Origin of the sequence: Rhizobium sp. BK538 (genome assembly GCF_014197575.1) — a bacterium.
Classification (GTDB): Bacteria; Pseudomonadota; Alphaproteobacteria; order Rhizobiales; family Rhizobiaceae; genus Rhizobium.
This window is the reverse complement of record NZ_JACIFT010000002.1, coordinates 83217-104860: the sequence shown is the minus strand read 5'-3', so window position 1 is coordinate 104860 and position 21644 is coordinate 83217. Positions and strand designations below refer to the sequence as shown.

19 protein-coding genes, 1 tRNA gene and 1 pseudogene are annotated in these 21644 nt (G+C 60.3%); 5 read left to right on the top strand and 16 right to left on the bottom strand.

What is annotated here, in order from left to right:
* Window positions 1–30 precede the first annotated feature (30 nt).
* The 6 genes from FHX09_RS02805 to purU all read right to left on the bottom strand — a co-directional run bounded on the left by FHX09_RS02805 (window position 31) and on the right by purU (window position 8435).
* Complete coding sequence (locus FHX09_RS02805; protein ID WP_184449278.1) at window positions 31–1560, bottom strand: ABC transporter substrate-binding protein; 1530 nt, start codon at window positions 1558–1560, stop codon at window positions 31–33.
* A 149-nt stretch (window positions 1561–1709) separates the two neighbouring features.
* Window positions 1710–2630, bottom strand: a complete 921-nt coding sequence (locus FHX09_RS02800) for a LysR family transcriptional regulator (RefSeq protein WP_132589362.1) — start codon at window positions 2628–2630, stop codon at window positions 1710–1712.
* 18 nt (window positions 2631–2648) lie between these two features.
* Window positions 2649–3680: a P1 family peptidase gene (locus FHX09_RS02795; RefSeq protein WP_132589360.1), complete on the bottom strand. Its 1032-nt coding sequence runs from the start codon at window positions 3678–3680 to the stop codon at window positions 2649–2651.
* 120 nt (window positions 3681–3800) lie between these two features.
* Complete coding sequence (locus tag FHX09_RS02790; protein ID WP_007529092.1) at window positions 3801–3995, bottom strand: hypothetical protein; 195 nt, start codon at window positions 3993–3995, stop codon at window positions 3801–3803.
* Window positions 3996–4514: 519 nt separating this feature from the next.
* Window positions 4515–7442 (bottom strand): aminotransferase, encoded by a 2928-nt coding sequence (locus FHX09_RS02785; protein WP_184449276.1) that lies wholly within the window; start codon window positions 7440–7442, stop codon window positions 4515–4517.
* A gap of 108 nt (window positions 7443–7550) precedes the next feature.
* A complete protein-coding gene (purU, locus tag FHX09_RS02780) occupies window positions 7551–8435 on the bottom strand; it encodes a formyltetrahydrofolate deformylase (protein WP_007798326.1) in 885 nt (294 codons plus the stop codon).
* A 354-nt stretch (window positions 8436–8789) separates the two neighbouring features.
* Between purU and FHX09_RS02775 the strand changes: the two genes are divergently transcribed.
* Window positions 8790–9122 carry a hypothetical protein gene (locus FHX09_RS02775; protein ID WP_132589356.1) on the top strand — a complete coding sequence of 111 codons (333 nt, stop codon included), beginning with the start codon at window positions 8790–8792 and terminating at the stop codon, window positions 9120–9122.
* Between the two features lies 1 nt (window position 9123).
* Here FHX09_RS02775 and FHX09_RS29610 read toward each other — a convergent pair.
* A pseudogene (locus FHX09_RS29610) lies at window positions 9124–9459 on the bottom strand (DoxX family protein); the annotation flags it as partial.
* 50 nt (window positions 9460–9509) lie between these two features.
* Here FHX09_RS29610 and FHX09_RS02765 point away from each other — a divergent pair.
* Window positions 9510–9686 carry a hypothetical protein gene (locus FHX09_RS02765; RefSeq protein WP_007798318.1) on the top strand — a complete coding sequence of 59 codons (177 nt, stop codon included), beginning with the start codon at window positions 9510–9512 and terminating at the stop codon, window positions 9684–9686.
* Window positions 9687–9707: 21 nt separating this feature from the next.
* On the top strand, window positions 9708–9836 hold the full coding sequence (locus FHX09_RS30270) for a hypothetical protein (protein WP_281040951.1): 129 nt from the start codon (window positions 9708–9710) through the stop codon (window positions 9834–9836).
* 264 nt (window positions 9837–10100) lie between these two features.
* Here the strand turns inward: FHX09_RS30270 and FHX09_RS02760 are convergent, their stop codons facing one another.
* Together FHX09_RS02760 and FHX09_RS02755 are read right to left on the bottom strand one after the other, a co-directional pair.
* Entirely contained in the window at window positions 10101–11018 is a 918-nt protein-coding gene (locus tag FHX09_RS02760; RefSeq protein WP_132589354.1) for a HEPN domain-containing protein, read from the bottom strand.
* Window positions 11019–12135: 1117 nt separating this feature from the next.
* Window positions 12136–12220, bottom strand: a tRNA-Leu gene (locus FHX09_RS02755).
* Window positions 12221–12462: 242 nt separating this feature from the next.
* Between FHX09_RS02755 and FHX09_RS02750 the strand changes: the two genes are divergently transcribed.
* Window positions 12463–12825: a BA14K family protein gene (locus FHX09_RS02750; protein ID WP_244423786.1), complete on the top strand. Its 363-nt coding sequence runs from the start codon at window positions 12463–12465 to the stop codon at window positions 12823–12825.
* Between the two features lie 2 nt (window positions 12826–12827).
* On the opposite strand, the gene FHX09_RS02745 is transcribed toward FHX09_RS02750, so the two are convergent.
* A complete protein-coding gene (locus FHX09_RS02745; protein ID WP_132589350.1) occupies window positions 12828–13124 on the bottom strand; it encodes a SelT/SelW/SelH family protein in 297 nt (98 codons plus the stop codon).
* 117 nt (window positions 13125–13241) lie between these two features.
* On the opposite strand from FHX09_RS02745, the gene FHX09_RS02740 reads away from it, so the two are divergent.
* Window positions 13242–13982 carry a type 1 glutamine amidotransferase gene (locus FHX09_RS02740; protein ID WP_132589493.1) on the top strand — a complete coding sequence of 247 codons (741 nt, stop codon included), beginning with the start codon at window positions 13242–13244 and terminating at the stop codon, window positions 13980–13982.
* 34 nt (window positions 13983–14016) lie between these two features.
* Here the strand turns inward: FHX09_RS02740 and FHX09_RS02735 are convergent, their stop codons facing one another.
* The 6 genes from FHX09_RS02735 to FHX09_RS02710 form a co-directional block, all read right to left on the bottom strand.
* On the bottom strand, window positions 14017–15939 hold the full coding sequence (locus FHX09_RS02735) for a glycoside hydrolase family 127 protein (protein WP_132589348.1): 1923 nt from the start codon (window positions 15937–15939) through the stop codon (window positions 14017–14019).
* Between the two features lie 24 nt (window positions 15940–15963).
* Window positions 15964–16827 carry a carbohydrate ABC transporter permease gene (locus tag FHX09_RS02730; protein ID WP_132589346.1) on the bottom strand — a complete coding sequence of 288 codons (864 nt, stop codon included), beginning with the start codon at window positions 16825–16827 and terminating at the stop codon, window positions 15964–15966.
* On the bottom strand, window positions 16827–17741 hold the full coding sequence (locus FHX09_RS02725) for a sugar ABC transporter permease (protein ID WP_132589344.1): 915 nt from the start codon (window positions 17739–17741) through the stop codon (window positions 16827–16829). The genes FHX09_RS02730 and FHX09_RS02725 overlap by 1 nt, the downstream gene beginning before the upstream one ends.
* 75 nt (window positions 17742–17816) lie before the next feature.
* Entirely contained in the window at window positions 17817–19055 is a 1239-nt protein-coding gene (locus tag FHX09_RS02720) for a sugar ABC transporter substrate-binding protein (RefSeq protein ID WP_132589342.1), read from the bottom strand.
* A 43-nt stretch (window positions 19056–19098) separates the two neighbouring features.
* Window positions 19099–20121, bottom strand: a complete 1023-nt coding sequence (locus FHX09_RS02715) for a LacI family DNA-binding transcriptional regulator (RefSeq protein WP_007798284.1) — start codon at window positions 20119–20121, stop codon at window positions 19099–19101.
* Window positions 20122–20295: 174 nt separating this feature from the next.
* The gene (locus FHX09_RS02710) at window positions 20296–21585 is read right to left on the bottom strand and encodes an ABC transporter substrate-binding protein (RefSeq protein ID WP_132589340.1); all 1290 of its coding nucleotides are present in this window, start codon (window positions 21583–21585) and stop codon (window positions 20296–20298) included.
* Between the last annotated feature and the right edge of the window lie 59 nt (window positions 21586–21644).

Sequence of the window (21644 nt, the reverse complement as noted above, 5' to 3'; positions counted from 1 at the left end):
TTGCCGCCCCGCCATACCACCCATCCGCAATCAGTCTTCCCAGGAGACCTTCGTGAGGACGTTCGAGGGAATGGGCTCATTTTCCCAGAGACCTTTCAGCTTCTTGTCCCAGACGCCGAGCTTGGGCATGACGAAGAGATAGAGCGCCGGCACATCCTCGGCCAGAATCTTCTGAGCCTCTCCGTAGATCTTCGCTTGCGCTGCAGGATCCGAGGTTTCCTGCACCTCCGTCATCAGGTCGTTGAAAGCCGGATTCTTGTAGTTGAAGTAGTATGGATCACGAGCGTAGATGTCGATGTCGAGCGGTTCTGCGTGGGCGACGATCGTCATCTCGTAGGCGCGGTCCTTCATGACATCCTGCACCCACTTGGCCGGAAACTCGGTCGGCTCGATGTTCACCGTCACGCCGATTTCAGCCAGCATTGCCTGCATGACCTGTGCGCTTCGTGGCGCATAGGCCATTTGCGGCGATTTGATCGTGAAGGTGAAACCATTGGGATAGCCGGCTTCGGCAAGCAGTGCCTTGGCCTTTTCGGGATCGTAGGGCAGAACGCCGGTGAGATCGATATAACCCGGATCATTCGGTGTGTAGTGGCTGCCGATCGGCGTGCCGAGGCCGGACCAAGCACCGTCGACAACCGTCTTGCGGTCAATCGCCATCATCAGGGCCTGACGCACGCGCTTGTCGTCGAATGGCTTTTTGGCGTTGTTCATGCCGGCCACGACCTTGAGCTCGGTATTGCCGATCTTAGTCACCAGCTTGGCATCGCCATCGAACGAACTCATCAGCTCGGGCGCCGCGAATTCCGGAATGGCGTCGACATCGCCCGACTTCAACGCCGCGGCCTGGGCCTGCGGATCGGCGATGAAGCGGAAGGTCACTTTGTCGAGCTTTGCCGCATCATCTTTGTTCCAATAGTCGGCGTTCCTTTCGAGCTCGACCTTGTCGCCCTTTGCCCAGTTCACGAACTTGAACGGGCCGGTGCCGACAGGCGTCGTTTTGTCTGCGGCGGCAGACTTCGGCCCCACCATGACGGAGGCTGGCCAACCGAGCCAATAGAGGACGCTGCCCGTTGGAGCCGAGAGATGCAGGACGAGCGTTTCCGGGTCGGGCGTCTCGATGGAAGCAATCGAAGCGAAGAAGCGCTTCTGCGGATTTACCGAATCGGCACCGCGAGCACGATCAAGCGCGAACCTCGCCGCGGCAGAATCGAAAGCCTCGCCATCGTGAAATTTGACGCCGGTTTGTAGCTTGAAGGTATAGACGAGGCCGTCCGGGGAGACTTCCCAGCTCTTGGCGAGTTGCGGTTGCACCTTGCCGTCCTCATCAATTGCGACAAGGCCTTCGAAGATGTTCTGCCATGTCACTTGGCCAATTGCGACAGGGGCCGCAATCGTTGGATCCAGGCCAGTCGGCTCTACTGTCATACCGAGGGTCAGCGTGGTCTTGGCGGCTTCCGCCGGGGTAAGCCCCAGCAGAGCGACGCCGACCGAAGCGGCCACGCCGAGATAGAGCCGCCGAGCCAGCCGCGCCGACGGCGCAAGCGAAACCTTCATCATTATATTCCCCTGTCTGGCCGCCGCCGTGGCGATGACCTTTACGCGCGCTAAGGTGTCATTCTCGGAGTGCACACACAATGGCGATTATGTGTGCTCACTGTAGCCGAAAGTGCTACACTCGAAGATGTGTTCCGAGCAAGTCCATGAGGCTAATCCTTTGGCTGCAAACTTGTTTCCGCGCGCTCACGCATGAACCGTTCAATAAAATCCACCAACTTTGTTGCCGCAAAGGAAAGCTGGCGGTCAGGAGCGACGCAGAGATCGACATAAGTGCGTATCGCATTCTTGCCGGCCAAGGGAATGGCGCGAAGCTGGCCTGCCTCGATCTCGCGACGGACAGTCAACGCCGGCAACAGAGTTACGGCTGCGCCGCTCAAAACCAGCTCCTTGAGCATTTCGAGCGAACTGGTGACGAAGACGGGCTCAACATCAAGGCCATCCTTCTCGATGCGCGCATCGAAAGCCTGGCGGAAACCGAAAGACTGGTCGGGAAGCGCCAAGGAGTACTCGGCGATATCCTTCAGCTGGATCTCGGGCCGTTCCGCGACGGCATGTGTTGGAGCAACGATCAGATCATAGGCGATTTCCGAGCGCAGTCGTACTTTCGTGCCCGACAACGGAGGCGCGAACAACGTCACGGCAATATCGGCTTCCGCGCCGTTGACCGCTTCGATCGCCTGCCGCGCGCTGGTGATCGCGACCTCGAAGCGCAGCTTTGGATATTTCAGGCTGAATTCCGCCAGCGCCGGAGCGAGCAGATTGGCGACGGTGGCGCCGTTGGCATAAATGCTGACCTTGCCGCGCTGCAACCCCTTCAGGTCTTCGATAAGCTCGCCGACGTGATCGAGTTCGCGCAGCGTCCGCCCTGCGCGCGCCGCAAGCAACTCGCCGGCAGCGGTCAGTTTGACGCCGCGGGCGCTGCGCTCCACAAGCGGCGCGCCAAAGTGATACTCCAGGTTCTCGATCTGCCGGCTGATCGCCGTCGGCGCGACGTTCAGATTCTCCGCGGCCTGGCGCATGGAGTTCGTGCGCACCAGCTCGTCGAAATACATCAGGGCACGGATCTGCATGTCGTGGTCTCCGCCGCTTCAGGCAATGTCGCCCTGTTTAGGCGATCTTGCGCGATCCGGGTAGCGGTCTCGCCAAGCCTCTTGCGCGCCGGCCACCGGAAGAACGGTGGCCTCGTAGACGCCACGCGCGATGGCGCGCGCCATGACCGTTGCAGCAAAGTGGCAGAGCTCCAGAAAAGCGGAAAGATCCAGCCGCGGCTTCCTGCCCGTCGAGGCCGCAAAGACGGTATCGCCATCAAGCGGCAGATGAGCCGGCAGCATGGCGCGCGCGAAACCATTGTGAGCCATGATCGCCAGGCGATGGGCCTCCTGCTTGGTCAATTCGGCATCGGTGACAATGGCGCCGATTGTTGTCGCCGTGGTACTCATGCCCTTCAGCCGCATGCGGGTGTCAGCTTCAGAGATCGGCGAGGGCAAGCCAAGGCCGCCAAATTCTCCGTTCTGCTCGAAGGGCGCCGACCAGAAATGCGGTCCCTCCCCCACCGTCGCCGAGCCAAGCGCGTTGACGGCAACGATCGCCGCGATCTTCAGGCCGGCGCCGGTTTCGGCACTTGCCGAACCGAGCCCCCCTTTGAAAGTCGCGGTCGTTGCACCCGCGCCAGCGCCGACGGTACCGAGAGCGAACGGCCCTTTCGCCGCCGCCTTGAAAGCCTCATAGCCCATGTCGCGATAGGGCGACTGCAGACCCCAGTTCTTGTCACCGCCGTTCAGCAGGTCCATCAGGATCGCCTGGGGAACGATCGGCACCTTCACATCGCCGACCGGAAAGCCTCGGCCGACTTCCCGCAAACCCGCCTGAACGCCGCCTGCTGCGTCAAGGCCGAATGCGGAACCACCGGAAAGCACGAAGGCGTCGACTGCGCCGACCGTCATCGACGGATCGAGAAGAGCTGTGTCGCGGCCGCCGGGAGCACCACCTAGTACCACGCCGGAGGCCGTCGCAGGTTCGTCGAAGACGATTGCGGTTACACCTGAGCCGAGCTTCAGATCCGTCGCGTTCCCGACGGAGACCCCTTCAATGTCGGTGATCAGATTGAGCACGCGCGTCATCCTTGTTTAAGCAAGAGCGCGCGATAGGACCGCAACGGCGATCAAAAGACAAGACCGGCCTCACCTTTGGCAAGACCGGTCTGAAATCCGTCAAGGCTGGTTAGGCCGTGCTTCATGCTCTCAGGCATGGATGGGCTTCGGGTGACGGCGGGTCATCAGATCATGGATAGCGAGCTTCACTTCCGCCGGCGAGCTGAAATGCTGCTCGTCCAGATCGTGAACGTGAAACTTCACTGCGATGAACTTCAACCGGTTCTCATCCGGGATGACGATCCCGACGGGAACACCTGCGTACTCGATTACTTCCTTTTTCATGCGTAGAACTCCTGCCGCGCGGTATGCGCTGGCGATGGCGAATTGACTTGTCTGATTCCGTAAAGGTGGACGAAGGTCACATTCGACAGTTCGGGCGGGAGAGGGCGCCCGGACGGTCATTGCCAAGCACGGATCGCCCAAGGAAATTGGCGAGAGTATCGATGTCAGTCATGTCTCGTTCCTTTCTCTGGCGTTGCGCTTGCTTGAGGCCCTGGTGTTCCGGGGCCGGCGACGACTGCGCTATTAATCTACTTCATTGGTAGACTATACATCGCAGTCTGTCAGAAACATATTCCGAAACATGTCAAAAAATCGACCATTCGGAAAATTTCATTCCATCATGCTCGAATTGACTGCAAGAACCCTATCAAGTCTTTGTGCAATTCGCGTGACGGTCCGAAGCTCTCTTTCGATCACGGAGCAGACATAGGAAGTGCTGCTGATTCCGGCAATGGGGCATTTGATTAAAAGACGGAAAACCTCGAAATGACCGAAATGGTTAACGCTGCCACAAACGGCCTACCACCCCTGCGAGAGCACCTTTTCCAGCATGTCGACGAAGAAATCGGCACTCTCGACTGTCAGGCAGAGAGGCGGCTTAATCTTCAACACATTCAGGTGATCGCCAGTCGGCTGCATCAAGACGCCAAGATCGAGGAGTCGGGTGCAGATTGCCGCGGTCTCTTCGGTCGCCGGCTCCAGCGTCGTTCTGTCGCGGACCAGTTCGAGGCCAAGATAAAGTCCCATGCCATGCACGGCACCGACGAGCGGATAGCGTTCGATCAACGCCACAAGACGACCCTTGAGGTGATCGCCGACATCGCGCGCGTTCTCCTGCAGACCTTCATCGGCCATGATATCGAGCACCGTCATACCGGCCACACAACTGACCGGGCTGCCGCCCGTGGACGAAAAGAAATAGCCTTCCTTCTCCAGTGAACCGGCGATGGCCCTAGTCGTGATCACAGCGCCGAGTGGATGCCCGTCTCCCATACCCTTCGCGACAGTGATGATGTCGGGGACGACGCCCTGCTGCTCGAAACCCCAGAAATGGTGCCCAAGCCGTCCGTAACCCACCTGCACTTCGTCGGCGATGCAGACGCCGCCACGAGCCCGGACCTGCCCATAAACCGCCGCAAGGTAACCGTCCGGAAGCGAAATTCCGCCGGCATTTCCAAAGACCGGCTCGGCGATGAAGCCGGCCAGCCCCTCGCCTTTTGCGTCGATGGCCTCAAGGACCTCAACGACCGCTTCCAGGTAGTGGATCGTTGATTCCGACCCACGGAAGGCACCCCGATATGTATTTGGCGAGAGAACGGCATGCACCCAGTCGGGCCGCGTCGTCATAGCCTGTGGGTTGTCGGCGATTGACGTGGAGACTGCGTCACTGGCAACCGACCAGCCGTGATAGGCCTCGAGAAGGCTGAGCATGTGTTTGGCGCCGGTGTGAGCCCAAGCAAGCCGTAGCGCGAGGTCGTTTGCCTCCGATCCGCTGTTGACGAGGAACACCGTGTCCAGCCCCTCCGGGGCAAGTGACGCGAGGCGCTCCGAAAATTCGGCAATGGCGGCATAGTGGAATCGCGAATTGGTGTTCAGCCGCAGCAACTGTTCGCTGATCGCTTCGGCCAGGCGCGGGTGGCCATGGCCGAGGATCGTGACGTTGTTGAGCATGTCGAGATAGGCGCGGCCTTCGACATCGAACATATGCTCTTTCCAACCGCGCTCCATCTGCGGCGGCATCTCGTAGTAGTTCTTCTGCGGCTTTGCGAGATGGGCCTGCCTGAGCGCAAACAGTTCCGCCGACACCGGCTTCCGCGCATTCACATCGGGGCCGAGAAGGCCGGCTGGCGACGGACACAGTTCAGACCAGGCGACCGCTTCCTGCGGGGCGCAAAACAGCGGGGGCTCCGCGCCTTGCAGGGTGGAGAGCTGCACGCGCAGTCCACCGAGAGAGCCGTCTTCGCCAGAGACGGTCCCGATCGACTGCCCGGCTTTGACCTCTGCTTCATCCTCAAGCGACGGCTCAATTCCGTCGAGATGAAGGCTGATGCCCTCGCCTGCCAGAACGAAATGGTGGTTCTTCCAACTCACCTTCCCGGCGAATGGAGCAGCAACCGTGGTGCCGCCTGCGAGGCAGATGTCGGAATGCAGTGTGAAGGTTGAAGACGGGGCGGCGCTCCGAAGCTTCGAGCGCGACAATCGGTATTCACCGTAGCGCGTCGCCGCGGTACCGGTCTCCGTGGCCGCGCGGGCAAGCAGCCGCCAATCCATGTCGGCCTGCGACCAGTTGCCCGCGGCAAAATGCGGACTCTGGACACCGAGATCGACGAAGGAAATGGTCGCTGGATCGACATCGGGTAACAGCGGATGCCAGTTCTCCGACGACAGCGCGGCCGTTTCGATACCGACTGCCTTGAGGACAGCGATCTCCATGAGTTCGAACGGAACGGATACCGCCGTATCGAATATGCGGCGCTCAAGTTCGAGATTGCCGCGAACATAGTCGTTCTCGGGGTCGATCGAGATCTGCTGCTCGCTGCTGGCGACAAGAATGACGGCGCGGGCAACGACCAGTGGCCAGAGCGCCCGCAGCTCTTCTTCCGTGAGCGGATAGACCTCGTGATATGCCTTTACCGCAGGAAGAATGTAGAGCGGATCGCCATCTGCCTGATGCAGCAGTGAGGCGCAGGTGACCGCCAGATCCCCGATCAGCCAGCCGCGGATGATATCGCCGAAATCGATGACGCCGTCTGGAACCAGGTGGCCGCGATCGTCGCGACGGCTGACGACGTTGTCGCCGGTCACATCGTGGTGCACGGCCTGCAGACGCAAGGATGGCGCCAAGGGTTGGATTCGCCGCACGGCTGATACCATCGTCTTGGCGATGCGATCGCGCGCAGCGCTGTCGGTGATCGCCGACAGCAGCTGGACGGCGACTGGACCGGCACGGCGCAAATCCCATTGCAGGCTGCGATCGAGACCGGGATGCGTGAAATCGGCCAGCGACTGCGCCAGGCGTGCGCAGAGCCCCCCAAGTGCCGCGACCGACTCCTTCGGCAGATGCTTCCGATGCGTCAGCCCCTCACCTTCCAGATATTCCAGAAGGCGAACCTGATAGGTCTGATCGCGGACGGTGACAGCAACGATGTCCTGGGCGTCGGTCGACGGGATCACCCGCGGGACGCGCGGTGCACCCTCCTTCGTACTGATGTGGTGGATGGCCGCGTTCTGCGCCTCGAGCTCCAGCGTCGCGTACGCCACGTGGCAGATCTTCAGCACGTAGCGCCGCTCGTCCGTATCCAGACGATAGTTGCGGTCCTGTTGGCTGCCGAGCTCAGTGATCGTACCCGACAAGCCATAGCGCGACTGAAGAATGTCGCCAGCTTCCGCGGCGCTCACGTCAGGGCGTGGCAACGTCGCGCGATCGGCAAGCGTCTCGTCAGTCATGGCATCCCCCGCGGCATGATTCGATTTTGCAGACTAAGCAGATAATCGAATCCTTGCCACCGGCAAGCGAGGAGATCTCACTCACTCAACGGCAACCCGCCGCAGCGATCATCCCATGCGCTCGGAGGCATAGCTGCCCGGGCTTGCGGGAAATACGATCGTGCGGTTGCCGTTCAGGAAAACGCGGCGATGGATATGGGCATGGATGGCACGCGCCAGCACCTGGCTCTCGACGTCCCGGCCGATAGAGACATAGTCGTCCGCACTCTGAGCGTGCGTGATGCGGGCCGTATCCTGCTCGATGATTGGGCCCTCATCGAGATCCGCCGTCACATAGTGCGCCGTGGCACCAATGAGCTTCACGCCGCGCTCATAGGCCTGCTTGTATGGGTTGGCGCCCTTGAAGCTTGGCAGGAAGGAGTGATGGATGTTGATGATCCTGCCCGACATCTTGCGGCACATGGCGTCGGAAAGGACCTGCATGTAGCGCGCGAGCACGATCAGTTCGGTGCCGGTCTGATCCACGAGGTCGAGGAGCTGAGCCTCGGCCTGCGGCTTGTTTTCCTTCGTCACCTTGATGTGGTGGAACGGGATATCGTGGTTCACCACAACCTTCTGATAGTCGAAATGATTGGAGACCACGCCGACGATATCGATCGGCAGAGCACCGATCTTCCAGCGGTAGAGCAAGTCGTTCAAACAGTGGCCGAAACGGGACACCATCAGAAGCACCTTCATGCGGCTGTCGCCAGCATGGATTTCAGCATCCATTTCGAATTTCTCGGCGACCGGCTTGAAGCCTTCTTTCAGTGCCGCAAGGCCCACACCTTCTTCTGAAATGAAGCTAACACGGGTGAAGAACTTGCCGGTATCGAGGTCGTCGAACTGCGACGAATCGACAATGTTGCAGCCTTGATCCGCCAGGTAGTTCGCAATCGCCGCAACGATCCCGCGCGTCGACTTGCACGTCACCGTCAATACATAGCTCGTCATCTGTTCCGTCCTCTCGCGCCGCCTATCGGCCGGCTGCTTAGATCAAAGCGAAAGTCACGGATAGAGCACCGCGCCTTCATTCGTGCAACTATTTGCAAGAGAAACCGTCAGAACCTTGCAGGCCCTTGCGTCCCCCCGTCGCGACCAACTTACGGCAGAGCACGCAAAACTCCGTTCCGCTTGCGTCGTCAAGACGCGTATCCCCGCCGTACGCAGCACCGCAGGCAACTCACCTCGACGAAGTCACGTTTTCGAGATGACGGCCGACAGAGTGATCCGCTTGCTTGATGCGGATCGCTGTTGCGCCTACATCCACGAAGAAAATGAAGTCCGATATCCGGCGAGGCGGCAAATATGCGGTTCGCAAGAGCGTTGTTGATAGCCATGGCCGCCAGCGCAAGCCTGGCGCCGGGAGCAAGCTTTGCCACGGACTGGCGGCGCGCCGGCGAAGCACAGGCCCAATCGGTCTATCCCTACGCGAACCTGCCGGGCGTCAAGGCACAGCCGGAGCCGAAGGACGAAGAACAGTATGACTGCCGGACGGAGACGCGGCCGCTTCGCCGCGGATACGATAAGATTTTCCGTACCGGCGGGCTGCCGACCCTCGTCTATGTCTGCGATCGTGACGGCGTGGAGAGCGTCGGGACGCAGGTGCCGCGGCGCGGACACTATCAGCCGGTCCGCTGAGCTATCGGGCGGCGTCGCCAAAGTGGCGCGCGATCAGGTGGTCGATCGATGGTCGCCCTGGCCCCCCCGGCCATGATCACGAGGAAGCAGACGGCCCAGGTGCCATGCGTCGGCCAAGCATCGGGATAGACGAATAACTCGATCACCACTGCCATGCCAGGAAGGGCAAGGGCGGAGAGACGGCTTGCCAGACCGATCACCAGCAGCGTGGGAAGACGTGTTCGGCAACTGCCGCCAGATGAGCGCCGATCCAAGCATCGACGAACGGCAACTTGTATTCATTCTCGAACAGGCAGACTGCGTTGTCGGCGACGTGCCAGCCATCGATCTGAACTCGGACCGGTTGTCGACTGGTGCGGCCAAGATGCGCTGATCGTCCGAGCTCATATGAGCGTCGAGGTTCATCGCCTGCCGGCCGGTGGTGCCGCCTATATCGAAGCACTGGCAGCAGGCATGTCGCTTGCCGGTTCGGTCGCGGCGGCTGTTGCGGAGACTCCTGCGTTCTACCTCTCGGCTAATCTCGCCGGTGCCTTACGGACGGACGCATTTTGTTCCGTTCGCTAACTCATGTGTAGAGACACGCCCATGCACGATGAAATCGCGATGGACCATATGCAGGGGCTGACGATCCCGCAGAAACTCTACCGTATGCTGCGGCTGCTCGATCATACCCCACACGACTGCATCGCTCTTATCTGCCGATCGCGGCCTTGACTGCAATCGGCAGCCTGATCGGACGTCGTTACCTGCGTTGGTGATGTCTTTTCGCGGAAGAAACAGGAAGCCGTTGTAGCGGCTTTCTTGCAACTCTGGGCCATGCAGCATAATCCTGGCTTACGGCATATGACCGCTCGACAGCGGCTCCGGATAGACTGGATCGTAGCGACGGTGAAGGGGGAGCCGGCGTAGCTTACCTTGCTATCCGGTGGCGCGCGGGCCATCTGCCGGCAACACCTGCCGTCGGGCCTTCGACCGGCCTTAACTGCGCAGGCGCTGTTCACAGACATCCTTGACGAGAGACTGCAGCACCTTGATCCGCCCGACCAGCCAGGCAAGCTCCTCGGTCGTGATCTCGTAATGCGGCGAATAACGGGCATCGACGTAAGCGCGGTCAAGCCGGGTAAAGCAGCGCCTGGCAAACTTGCTGTCGCGAGGCCATGCCTCGATCAGCCGCGGCTCGACCCGTTCGGCATGCGTTCGAAGCACGCTGAGCCGGTGCGATTTCGGGGAGTAGAGCGTGACCACGAGGAGGGCACAATGGTAAAGACCCTCGCTCGTTTGATGCAATAAGAATGCAGAATTGGTTTGCCAATCGTCCGCGCCGGTGGAGCGCTCAAGTTGATAGATTGCCGTTTCAAGCCAAACGCCCGACTTAGAAAACCAATGGTCGAAATGCCGCTGCGCTTCCGCTCGAGCAGCCTCCGGTCTCAGCGGTTTCGGCGCGGCCAGCGGATGGCCGGGCGTTTCATAGAGCACGATCCCGTCACGGGCGATGTCCATGAAGAACGGCAGTCCCCGCGCCAGCTTGTCGTTGACGTCGGCCAGGCTATGGGCAATCACCTTGGCCGGTGTCTTAAGATGGCCGGTGACGGCGAACTCCCGTGTCAGCCGATCGTCGATCGTCTGCCAGACGTCGTTCTCCTCGGCGAAGCTCTCGACGTTGACGACGGCCAGCAGGTCGTAATCGGAACGATAGCCGCTGTCGCGATCCTCGACCCAATCGCCACGTGCGAAACTGCCAAACAGGATCAGTTTCAGGATTCGGCCGGCGCGGGCTTTGTCCGACAACTTGTTCTTCTGGGCGTCCTCGAACTCCTCGAAGATGATCTGCACGACGCGGCTCAGCTCACGGCGCTTCTTGTCGGGGAGATGATCGAGCTGTTCGAGAATGATCAAGGCAATCTGCCCTTTTAAGTTCTGCAATTACCAATACCGCAATGCGTGAGATTCTCTACTGCCGATGGCGAAAGTGCAAGAGGTGGCAGTCCTTTCCGGGGCGGTGACGACCTTCGGTCGAGCCACGCGAGCGCTTCTTGCACAGAAGCGCAAGCAAGAGATGCACCGCTTCCGTCTCCAGGCAAAGACGGTACTGTCTGTCGGCAATGCGTCCCGGTCCGCCGCCCGTTGCGAATGAGCGCTGCCTGGCTATACAGGATCTGCCATCGTCTTTCCGGGAAGGGATTCGCGACGGTAGGGCCTGATGGGCCGCAAGGCACTGTTGATGAATCCGCGCCAGATGGCGGAACTCTCTGGGCCAGATGATCGTCCCCGAACCAGGCCCCTGCTAGATATTAAGCCCTGCGGTAATCACGGGAGAGGCTTGGCCGGAGCCACCGCGACGCCGGCCGTTCCTCGTCTTAAATTGGGGGAGCCGGGGAGGGTGCAGTTCTCAAAGGGGTCTTCATGTGCGCAGAAATATGCATATATTGTGCCTAGGATTGAGCCGAGATTTATATGGCACAGGCTCAGGTAACACCACGCCTCAACAACAGCCGGTTCACCAACGGCCCTAGCGACGGCCTCTTCCTCCAAGTCAACGCCGTATCCCACGACGCTTCTGCCTCGACCTGAAACGTGATCCGCCGGGATGTCTCAAGGTCGGCCAGCCAAGACCGATACAATTCGCCGGACAGCGCCACGCATTGTTTATGGTCGGCGAGATCCGCGCGTAGCCCGAAGGTTGCGGTAGAGGCCTTCAAGATAGGCAATGATTGCTGCCTGCCTTCGCTTCGCCAGCATCTGCCGTGCGTAGGGACAACCGTATGGCCTGCATCTTGTCGGTGATGGTGATGGGAACAGCGTCAGTACCAAGCGGCATTTCGACCGTCATGCCGACCATACTGGCCTTCAAGTCGCTGGAATACGCTGGATAAATGCGGATTGGCCGAATCTTTTCGGCTGCGTCGGCGCCACCAGTTGCAGCCTCATGTTACTCACCTTTGTTACACGGTGTGGTGAGCGCAACTTATTGGAAAGGCCTAAGTATTTGATCTGGATAACGATCAAAATGGAATGGTGCCCAGAAGAGGACTCGAACCTCCACGCCTCGCGGCACAGGTACCTGAAACCTGCGCGTCTACCAATTCCGCCATCTGGGCGACGGAGAGCCATGTACGGGCGTGGCCTCTTGCTGTCAACAGGGTTTTTAAAGTTTTCCTGACAGGCAGCAAAAAACTCGTTGATGCCGGTCTCTGTTGACGAGGGCCCAATCTGAGGCAGCGGTAGCGATCGACATAATCGGCCCTATATAAATGCAGCAAGAAAGGATCGCCCGATGCCCGGCCTTCACAAACTCTGCCTGATTGCGCTCTTCTCGCTGCTGCCCAATGCGGTCTTTGCGATGCCGCTTGGCGCCTTTTCGCCCGTCGCCGGCCAGTCGGACATCGTCCCTGTGGGGTCGACCATGTGCGATGCGCGCGGCTGCTTTACCTTCGGGCCGGTACAATCGTTCCGACCGTCCTACGTCCAGCCTAACTATCGACCGCCGACGGCCACCGGCCCGACCTACTATCGGCCAGGCGCGCGGGGACCGGCACCGCTTTATTACGATCCGCCGCCAGTGCGCACGGTGCAGCCTAAGACGCAAGGACGACAATTTCACGTCGATTGGTGCCGCAATCAGTATCGGACCTACAATCCGAAGACCGACCGATTCGTGACTTACGAAGGCATCTACAAGACCTGCAATTCACCTTACGACTAGGCTCAGCTTTCCAGCGAGGCGCGGTCGACGTGACCGAGGTCCCGGCCGGGCTCGATGATGTCGCGGACGCGCTGCTTTAACTCCTTCGGACCGGGAAAGCCGCCATCACGCTTACGCTCCCAGATCAGCACGTCATCGACCCGTATTTCGAAGTTGCCGCCAGTCCCAGGAATGAGCGCCACCTCGCCGAGGCTGTCGGCAAAGGTCTGCAGAAGCTCCTGCGCCATCCAGCCGGCCCGCAGCAGCCAGTTGCATTGGGTGCAGTAGAGGATAGTCACGCGGGCCTTCTCGTCACTCATGTCAGGTTTCCTTTCGTCATGCCGATTTAAGAACTGCCGAGGCGTGGCGCAATCGATATTGCAATCGTAGAGCGCTTGGTGTTCCTGTCCGAGTCGAAGATCGTATTGGAGATGCTGATGCGGGTCGCCGTCATCGAGAACATGAAGAGCACGCCGCTTGGCTCGCTGGGCGTGGCGCTGGCGGAGGCCAATGCAGAAATTGAGCGCTTCCGTCCCTGGATCGACGGCAAGCTGCCTGCGGGCAGTGCCGGTCATGACGCTCTGGTGGTGCTCGGCGGCGAGCAGAATGCGATCGATGATCAGAACTATCCGTATCTGCCGACGCTTGCGCAATTGATGCGCGACTTCGTCGAGGCCGACAAGGCAGTGCTCGGCATCTGCCTCGGCGCACAGATTCTCGCGCGTGCTTACGGCGCGGAGAACCATCTGAACGCCGGACTGGAGTTCGGCTGGCACGCAGTCAGCAAGTCCAAGGAGGGCCAGACGGATGGACTGCTCTCCGACCTCCCGGACGATTTCACAACCTTCCAGTGGCACAGTGACACGTTTACGCTACCGGAGGGCGCGACGCGTCTCGCCACAAGCGGCCTGACGGAGAACCAGGCGTTTCGCGTTGGACGCGCGGCGTATGGCACGCAGTTCCACTTCGAGGCCAGCGCATCGGTGATCGACAGCTGGAAGGCCGAATTTGCCGCTTGGATCGAGCAGATGGAGCCGGGCTGGCATGAAGGCTATGCGGGGCTTGCTGCCAAGCATGCGAGCGAATCAGATGCAAGCGGTCTTGCGATCGGGCGCAATTGGGTATGCATGATCAAAGCGCAGGCGCGGCGGCAACCCAAGGCAGTCGCCGGCAGATAAAGCCGGCGACGACAGTAGGCGAACTAACGCTGCATCACTCACGCTGGGTCGCGGAACGGACCCAGACGAGCATTTCACCGGGCGCACGATTGTCCCAGAGATGGTAGGGCACGAAACGGGCTGTCGCCTTCTCGGCCGCAGGAGGCCTGGTGCGATAGAGCGTCGCGCCCCAATCCGCCTCATCCTTCGTCACAGGAATATCGAGGGCAATCGCACCACCGAGCTCGGCGATCTCCGCCGTCTTTGCCGCAATGTCTTCGCCAAGCCGGATGCCGTTCAGGCCCGCCCCATTATCCGTTGCCTCCACACAATAGACGAGCGGGCCCCGCATCAGGGCGGCGCGTCCGGCGTCCTGGCGCACCAACGGGTTTGCCCAGAGGGAGCGCGCTTCCAGCGGGATGTCCAGATCGATCTTGTCGCCATCGCGCCATTCGCGTTCGATGCGGGCGTAACCGTCGACGTCGACCGAACCGATGTTGATTGCCTCGCCGTTGACGGCAAGCGTGGCGCCGTTTGCCCATCCCGGGATGCGCAGCGAAACCGCAAACTGCGCCGGTTTGCTCGTCTTGACGTCGAAATGAACAGCACCATGCCAGGGGTAGCGGGTCTTCTGGGTCAGTGCGACATCGGCGCCCGCCATCTTGAATCGCGCCCTGCCTTCGCCATAGAGATGGACGGCGATCTCATCTTCCGCGACCCCGTACATATAGGAGCCGATCGAGGCGAGCAGCCGGGCAATGTTCGGCGGGCAGCAGGGGCAATGGTGCCAAATCCAGCGATGGTGCTTGCCGGCGCTTTCCAGCGGGTTCTCGTAGAAGAACGTCTTGCCGTCGAGCGACAGGCCGGCCATGGCGCCATTGTAGAGCGCCTGCTCCATGATATCGGCATAGCGCCGGTTCGGGCCGCGTCCGAGCATGCGGTTCGCCCAGAAAACCAGGCCGACTGATGCGCAGGTCTCGGCATAGGCGCTTTCGTTCGGCAGATCGTAGTAGTCGGTGAAGCCTTCGTTGGCGGCCGCCGGCCCGATGCCGCCGGTGACGTACATCTGCTTGGTCGTCAGGTCGTCCCAGAGCGTCTCGAGCGCCCCGGTCAGGCTGTCGTCATTATACTCCGTCGCGATGTCGGCCATGCCGGAATAGAGATACATGGCGCGCACGGCATGACCGACGACCTTCTTCTGTTCGCGAACCGGTTGATGGGCCTGGCCATATTCATAGGTCTTCTGATGGAAGTCGGCGGCATCGCGGCCGTCACGAATTGCTTCTTCGGTGAAGAAGTTCGGTTCGGTTCCGCGCTCGTCTATGAAGAACTTGGCAAGGTCCAGATACTTCTTCTCGCCCGTCACACGGGCAAGCTTGACCAGCGCCAGTTCGACTTCCTCGTGGCCGCAATAGCCGGGGATCTTGCCCGGGCCGTGACCAAAGACGGTAATCATGTAGTCGGCAAAGCGGCACATGATATCGAGCAGCTTGCGCTTGCCGGTGGCCTGATAATAGGCGACCGCCCCTTCCATCAGGTGGCCGGCGCAATAGAGTTCGTGATGGTCGCGCAGGTTGGTCCAGCGGCGGTCGGGCTGAACCCGCTGAAACCACGCATTCAGATAGCCATCCTTGTCCTGCAGCTTCTCATACATGTCGACGATGGCATCGACGCGGGCTTCCAGAGCGGGATTGGCGCGGCGATAGAGCGAGTAGGCAACGGTCTCGATCGACTTGCCGAAATCGCTATCCCAGAACATTTGCGTAGAACCACCCCATGGGCCGATCGGGATCACGATCCCGGGGCTCGGCTGGTCGATATCGATCGCACGCAACATCCCCGCCTCGACGCAACGGTCGAGCAGCGTTTCAGCGGTGGAATCGCAGATCGCGTCCTGGCGCTCCCCGAAGAGGCCGTGCACATCGACATCAGGCACGGGAAGCGGACGAAACTGGCGGTCTCTTTTCAACTTGTTCATGGCTTGATCCATCTCTTTTAGAAGTCATTTCACCGCGCCGGCCATGAGCCCGCGCATGTAGTAGCGTTGCAGAAGCAGGAAGACGATGAGGCAAGGGATGGTCATGACTGCGACACCCGCTTGCACGGCACCCCAGTTGATCGCCCCGAGGCGACCGGCGCGCACCGCCATCATAAGGACAGGCAGCGTGTATTTCTCGTTGCTGGAAAGCAGCACAAGCGCGGCCAGGAATTCGTTCCAGGCATTGAGGAAGGCGAAGATCGCCACCGTCGCGACACCCGGCAGTACGAGCGGCAGCAGAACCAGCACGAGCATCTTCAGATCGTGGGCGCCGTCGATGCGCGCTGCTTCCTCGATCTCCTTCGGCACCGCATCGAAGGCGTTGCGCATCATGAACACCGAAAACGGCAGCTGCAGCGTCACGTAAACCAACGTCAGGCCAAAGAGCGAATTGTTGAGCCCGAGCCTGGCGAGGATGATGAAGAGCGGCGTGAGGATCGACTGGAACGGGATCATCAGCGTCGCGATGATCAGGATGAAGAAGACATTCTTCAGCGGGAAGCGATAACGCGAAAAGCCGTAGCCGGCGAGCAGGCTGATCACCACGGTCAGCACAACGGTCGCAAGCGACACGATGAGCGAATTGAGGGTGTGCTGCAAAATGCCGGCGCCGAAACTGTCGAGCGAACGGTAGGAATCGAAACTGATGCCGTTTGTCGGCCATGGCGGCAGCGGCGGCAGCCGCGCCTCCGTTCCATGCCGGAACGAGGCCAGCAGCGTAATGACAAACGGAGCGAGAAAGAAAATGGCAACGGCTATGCCGGTGCCGTGGTAGGCGGCCTGCCCACGGATTTCGCGGCTTCTCTTGCGACCGGTGACGAGGCTCATCAGCCCTCCTCCCCAACACGCAGCAGCCAGAGCTGCGCGACGCTGATGACCACGAGAATGGCGAGAAGCGCAATCGACAAGGCCGCGCCATATCCGAGATTGAAGGACACGAAAGACTGGTTGAAGATGTAGTAGACGACGGAGATCATACGGTTTTGCGGTCCGCCAGAGGTCATGATGTAAAACTGATCAAAGGCGAGGATCGACCCTGTCACGGAAATGATGAGCGCCAGCGCGATCGTCCTGCGCATCAGCGGCAGCGTCAGAAAACGGAACCGCTGCCACCAGCTTGCCCCATCGACGACGGCGGCCTCCGTCAGATCGGCCGGGATCGCCTGCAGTCCTGTCAGCAGGATGATCATTGTAAAGCCGGCTATCTTCCACACCACCATGACGCAGATCGTCAGGAATGCACTGTCGAAGGTGGCAAGCAGATTGGGGCTCTTCTCGGCAAGTCCGAGCGCCCTCAAGGCGGGTCCGATGAACCCGCTGTCGACATTGGCAAGCCATACCCACAGCAGCGACGCCGACGCTAAACCGACGACGACGGGCAGGAAGATGACGGTGCGATAGGTACTGACGAAGGCCCGCTGCCGCTCGACGAAAAGAGCAAGCGGAAAGGCGACCGCGAAGATGAGGATCGTCACGATGACCGTGTAATAGGCAGTGAAGTTCAGCGCCGCGACGAAACGGCCGTCATTGAACATGCGGAAGTAGTTGTTGAAGCCGATCCAGCGCGAGGCCCCCATCAGCGGCCAGTTGTGAAGGCTCATCCAGGCGGTGAAGGCGACCGGCAACACGAAGAACATGATCACCAAAAGCATCGCCGGAGCGATATAAAGGAGACCGGTCCATTCCGGTCTCGGGGCGCGTCTGCGCACGCATGCTGTCTGCTTTCGACCCGTCACGGTCATCGAAACACTCCGCATCATTCCTGATAAAATCGGCCGGAGGACTGCCACCACCCTCCGGCCACGGCCGTTGGGAGATTATTGGCCGCTGTCGATGATCGACTGCATCTCCGACTGTGCGTTCTTCAAGGCACCGTCGACGTCGTCACCGAAGATGGCGGCGTTCGTAAAGGTTGCCCACGGACCGTTGGCGCTGTTGATCAGATCGTTGAACTGCAGCGTGTACGGTGTCTTTGCGACCGAGATGGCTTTCAGGCCGACCTGCATCCTTGGATCGAGACCGGCGAGCACCTTGTCGGCGATATCGCCGCGGGTCGGCAGGCTACCGTACTTCGCCATGACTTTCTGGCCGTCCATCGAATAAATGTATTCGAGGAATTCCTTCACGGCATCGATCTTCTTGGTGCCCTTGGTGATGACGAAGTTGTCACCGCCGGCGAAGGAGGACGGCTTGCCGTCAACGCCCGGGATGAGGGTCACGCCAAAGTTGATGTCGGGATGCTCGGTGACGAGCGTGCCGATCGCGAATGCGCCGAGGCTCTGTTGACCGATCTTGCCGTTGGTAAAGGTCAGGAAGTTGGCACCATTGTCGCTGGCAGCACTTGCCGGGACAAGGTCCTTCTTCACCATGTCGCGATAGTAGTCGACGGCCTTGCGCATCTGCGGGGTGTCAAGCGTCGCCGTCTTGCCATCGGCCGACAGGATATCAGCACCTGCACCCCAGGTGAGCGGCGTGAACGTAAAGATCATGCAGCCGCCGCAACCACCGCCGGAGAAATAGAAGCCGTAGGTATCGTCACCGAGCTTGCGGATCTTCTCGGCGTTGGTTGTGATTTCCTCCCAGGTCGCGGGCGCCTTTTCAGGGTCGAGACCAGCCTTCTTGTAAAGGTCTTTGTTCCAGGCGAAGACCGACGTTTCGACAGAAAGCGGCAGGCCGTAGACGCGATCCTGATAGGTGCCGAGGCGAACATGCGATGGCGATAGCGAATTGAAATAGGGCAATTTCTTTGCCCAATCCGTCAAGTCTTCCAGCTGTCCCGCAGCGGCAAAGGCCGGGTTGTAGATAAGGTCCATCGACAAGGCGTCCGGCGCCTGGCCGCCGGCGATCGCCGTTGCGTATTTCTGGACAAGTTCCGAGAACGGAACCTCCGTCGCAACAACCTGGTTCTCGTGGCTGGAGTTGTAGGCTTCGACGACCTTCTTGAAGGACTCGCCGATACCCGTGCGGACCCACATTTCGACCTTTTCGGCGGCCGATGCTCCGGACACCAGGCATAGGGTGGCAACGCTTGTCGCAGCCAGCAGACGCTTAATCATGGCACTTCCTCCCAAATTGGCGCATCTCCTCCGCGCCGGCTCTTCATCTCCTGGGGTTTTGGGCCCCGCATGACTGCCGCACCACGAGACGGCACGGCAATTTCCTGACGCCTGGTTCCACCGGGCGTCCCTCCGCCAGCGCCAGAACCGTCAATCCGGCCTGGCGCCCCAGCTCCTTCAACTCCATATCGACGGAGGTAAGCGGGGGTCGCGTCTGGCCGGCGACAATCTCCCAATTGTCGAAGCCGACCACGGAAACATCCTCCGGCACGCGAACACCGCGCTCGCGGAGCGCATCCACAGCGCCACGGGCGATCTGATCGTTGCCGCAGAAGATGGCGTCCGGTTTTTCGCTCTCTCCGTTCCAGATCTCTGCAACGGCTTCGTGCCCCCAGGCCTCCGCCCAATGGCCGAACATGACGAGGCCCTCACCGCCAATGACATCGCGATAGGCATCCGCGCGTTCGCGGACGGAAAAAAAGCTCTCCGGCCCAGTCACATGGGCAATCCGCCGACGGCCCATTTTGACCAACCACTCCACCGCCAATTGCGCACCCTGCGCGTCGTCGGAGCGGAAGGTGACGCTTGCCGGCGTCCCCTCTGTGAACGCGTAGACGACAGGGACATGCAGGTTCGACAGATCGACCGGAAGCTGCCGATCCAATCGCTTGCCGGTGGCAATGATGCCATCGACCTGCTTTTCGAGCATTGCGTCGACATGAATCTGGCCAAGCGCCGGATCATCTTCGATCGCACAGAGAAAAACCGATACGCCGTGATCGACGAGCGCCTCTGAAATGCCGGCCATCACAGGCAGCGTGAAGCGCCCGTAGGTATCATTGGTCAGCAGGCCGATCGTGAAACTGCGCTTGCTCAAGAGGCCCCGGGCGAGCGCATTCGGGCGGAAACCAACTTCGCCGGCAATGCGCTTTACGCGCTCGCGGGTTTCCGCACTCATGCGACCGGTCTCGTTCAGAGCCTTCGAGGCGGTCGAAATGCTGACCCCCGCCGCCGCCGCGACGTCGTGGATGGTGATCCGGCCTCTTTTTCCTCCCGCGATGTTCACCGCGCTTTCTCCTCATTTAAGCATGAGAAAAGCTTTTCCCACCTTTTGCGTCAAGTGAGAAAAGGTTTTCTCAGGCAAAAATCATACGATTGTCATCAAAGCATTTGGAGACACAGAAAAACGCGGCAGACCAATGGCCGCCGCGATCCAAAGCTTAGCCGATGTGGCGTGCGATCAGCCCTTGATCGTCGCCTTACCTTCTTCCAGGAGGCGTGCCGCCGCTTCGGCAGGTTTCGTCCGCTCGAACGCGAGCTCGTCGGCGATCGGGCGGAAGACGCGTTGATCGAATTGGGTCGAACCGAGCGGCGCAGGCGCCGGATATTCGCCGACCTGATCTTTCAGCAGGTTGATATACTTCACGGTGGCCTGCTCGGTCGGATTAAGGTTGGGCAGGATCGCCTCGCGCACGGAAGGCGATAGGGGCACGCCACGCTCCACGCCAAGGATCTTGCCAGCCTCGACATCATTGACGAAGAAATCGATGAACTTGGCCGCAGCCTCGCCGTTCTTCGTGGTTCCGCCAACGCTCCAGATCAACGCCGGGCGATAGTAGTGGCCGGACGGACCACCCTTCTTTTCACGCGGCAGGAGCGTGATCGCGAGCTTGTTCTTGGAAATCAGCTGATAGCCGACAAGCTGGTTGGAATAGGCCATACCCATCGCCGACTTGCCGAGCGCCAGGCAGTTGGTGTCGATCGTATTCTGATCGAGCGTCTGCACGTCGGCCGCAACCGTGCCACCCTTCTTGCGTAGATCTTCCCAATAGGTGAACCAGGCCGTTGCGTCATCAACATTGAAGCCGAGCTTGCCGTCGGCATAGAGGCTCTTGCCGCGCTGGCGCAGCCAAGCATCGAAGACGTAGGCGTAGCGCGCGCCATAAGGGCCGCCCCAGTAGTTATCCTTGCCGCCGGCTTTCGTGAGTTCGACCGCGAGCTTGGCGTACTCATCCCAGGTCAGATCCGCCGTCGGCACCGGAATGCCTGCCTTTTCAAAGGCTGTCTGGTCAAAGAACAGTGCGAAGGAGTTGAGACCGAGACCGATGCCGTAGAGCTTGTCGTCCACCGTCGTCAGCTTCAGTATATCCTTGCCGAAGGAATCGACTTTCAATGTCGAGGGGACGAATTCGTCCAGCGGCAGGCATGCGCCGCGCTTGGAATAGTCCGAGATTGTTCCCGGCTCTAGCTGGAAGACGTCGGCGATGGCGCGGCCGGCCATCTGCGTGGAGAGCTTCGTCCAGTAGCCGTCGCCGCTCAGCGATTCGCCGACGATCGAGACGCCGGGATTCTTGCTTTCGTAGAGCTTGGCGACATCGAGCGTGCGCTTGGCACGATCGTTCGATCCCCACCACATGGCACGCAATTTGGCGTCGTCCGCAAAGGCCGGAATTGCGCTTCCGGCCCCGAAGGCCAGCCCGGCAGCGACACCTGCCGAGCCCATCAGAAATGAACGGCGATTGACCTGCATGTTTCATCCTCCTCTTTCATCGCCCCGCCATCCTCCAACAGCTGAACGGGCCATGCAGC

Excerpts from the sequence above, each read along its gene's own strand:
- FHX09_RS02805 (WP_184449278.1), bottom strand. The coding sequence starts at position 1,560 with ATGATGAAGGTTTCGCTTGCGCCGTCGGCGCGGCTGGCTCGGCGGCTC.
- FHX09_RS02800 (WP_132589362.1), bottom strand. The coding sequence starts at position 2,630 with ATGCAGATCCGTGCCCTGATGTATTTCGACGAGCTGGTGCGCACGAAC.
- FHX09_RS02795 (WP_132589360.1), bottom strand. The coding sequence starts at position 3,680 with ATGACGCGCGTGCTCAATCTGATCACCGACATTGAAGGGGTCTCCGTC.
- FHX09_RS02790 (WP_007529092.1), bottom strand. The coding sequence starts at position 3,995 with ATGAAAAAGGAAGTAATCGAGTACGCAGGTGTTCCCGTCGGGATCGTC.
- FHX09_RS02785 (WP_184449276.1), bottom strand. The coding sequence starts at position 7,442 with ATGACTGACGAGACGCTTGCCGATCGCGCGACGTTGCCACGCCCTGAC.
- purU (WP_007798326.1), bottom strand. The coding sequence starts at position 8,435 with ATGACGAGCTATGTATTGACGGTGACGTGCAAGTCGACGCGCGGGATC.
- FHX09_RS02775 (WP_132589356.1), top strand. The coding sequence starts at position 8,790 with ATGCGGTTCGCAAGAGCGTTGTTGATAGCCATGGCCGCCAGCGCAAGC.
- FHX09_RS02765 (WP_007798318.1), top strand. The coding sequence starts at position 9,510 with ATGAGCGTCGAGGTTCATCGCCTGCCGGCCGGTGGTGCCGCCTATATC.
- FHX09_RS30270 (WP_281040951.1), top strand. The coding sequence starts at position 9,708 with ATGCACGATGAAATCGCGATGGACCATATGCAGGGGCTGACGATCCCG.
- FHX09_RS02750 (WP_244423786.1), top strand. The coding sequence starts at position 12,463 with ATGCCGCTTGGCGCCTTTTCGCCCGTCGCCGGCCAGTCGGACATCGTC.
- FHX09_RS02745 (WP_132589350.1), bottom strand. The coding sequence starts at position 13,124 with ATGAGTGACGAGAAGGCCCGCGTGACTATCCTCTACTGCACCCAATGC.
- FHX09_RS02740 (WP_132589493.1), top strand. The coding sequence starts at position 13,242 with ATGCGGGTCGCCGTCATCGAGAACATGAAGAGCACGCCGCTTGGCTCG.
- FHX09_RS02735 (WP_132589348.1), bottom strand. The coding sequence starts at position 15,939 with ATGAACAAGTTGAAAAGAGACCGCCAGTTTCGTCCGCTTCCCGTGCCT.
- FHX09_RS02730 (WP_132589346.1), bottom strand. The coding sequence starts at position 16,827 with ATGAGCCTCGTCACCGGTCGCAAGAGAAGCCGCGAAATCCGTGGGCAG.
- FHX09_RS02725 (WP_132589344.1), bottom strand. The coding sequence starts at position 17,741 with ATGACCGTGACGGGTCGAAAGCAGACAGCATGCGTGCGCAGACGCGCC.
- FHX09_RS02720 (WP_132589342.1), bottom strand. The coding sequence starts at position 19,055 with ATGATTAAGCGTCTGCTGGCTGCGACAAGCGTTGCCACCCTATGCCTG.
- FHX09_RS02710 (WP_132589340.1), bottom strand. The coding sequence starts at position 21,585 with ATGCAGGTCAATCGCCGTTCATTTCTGATGGGCTCGGCAGGTGTCGCT.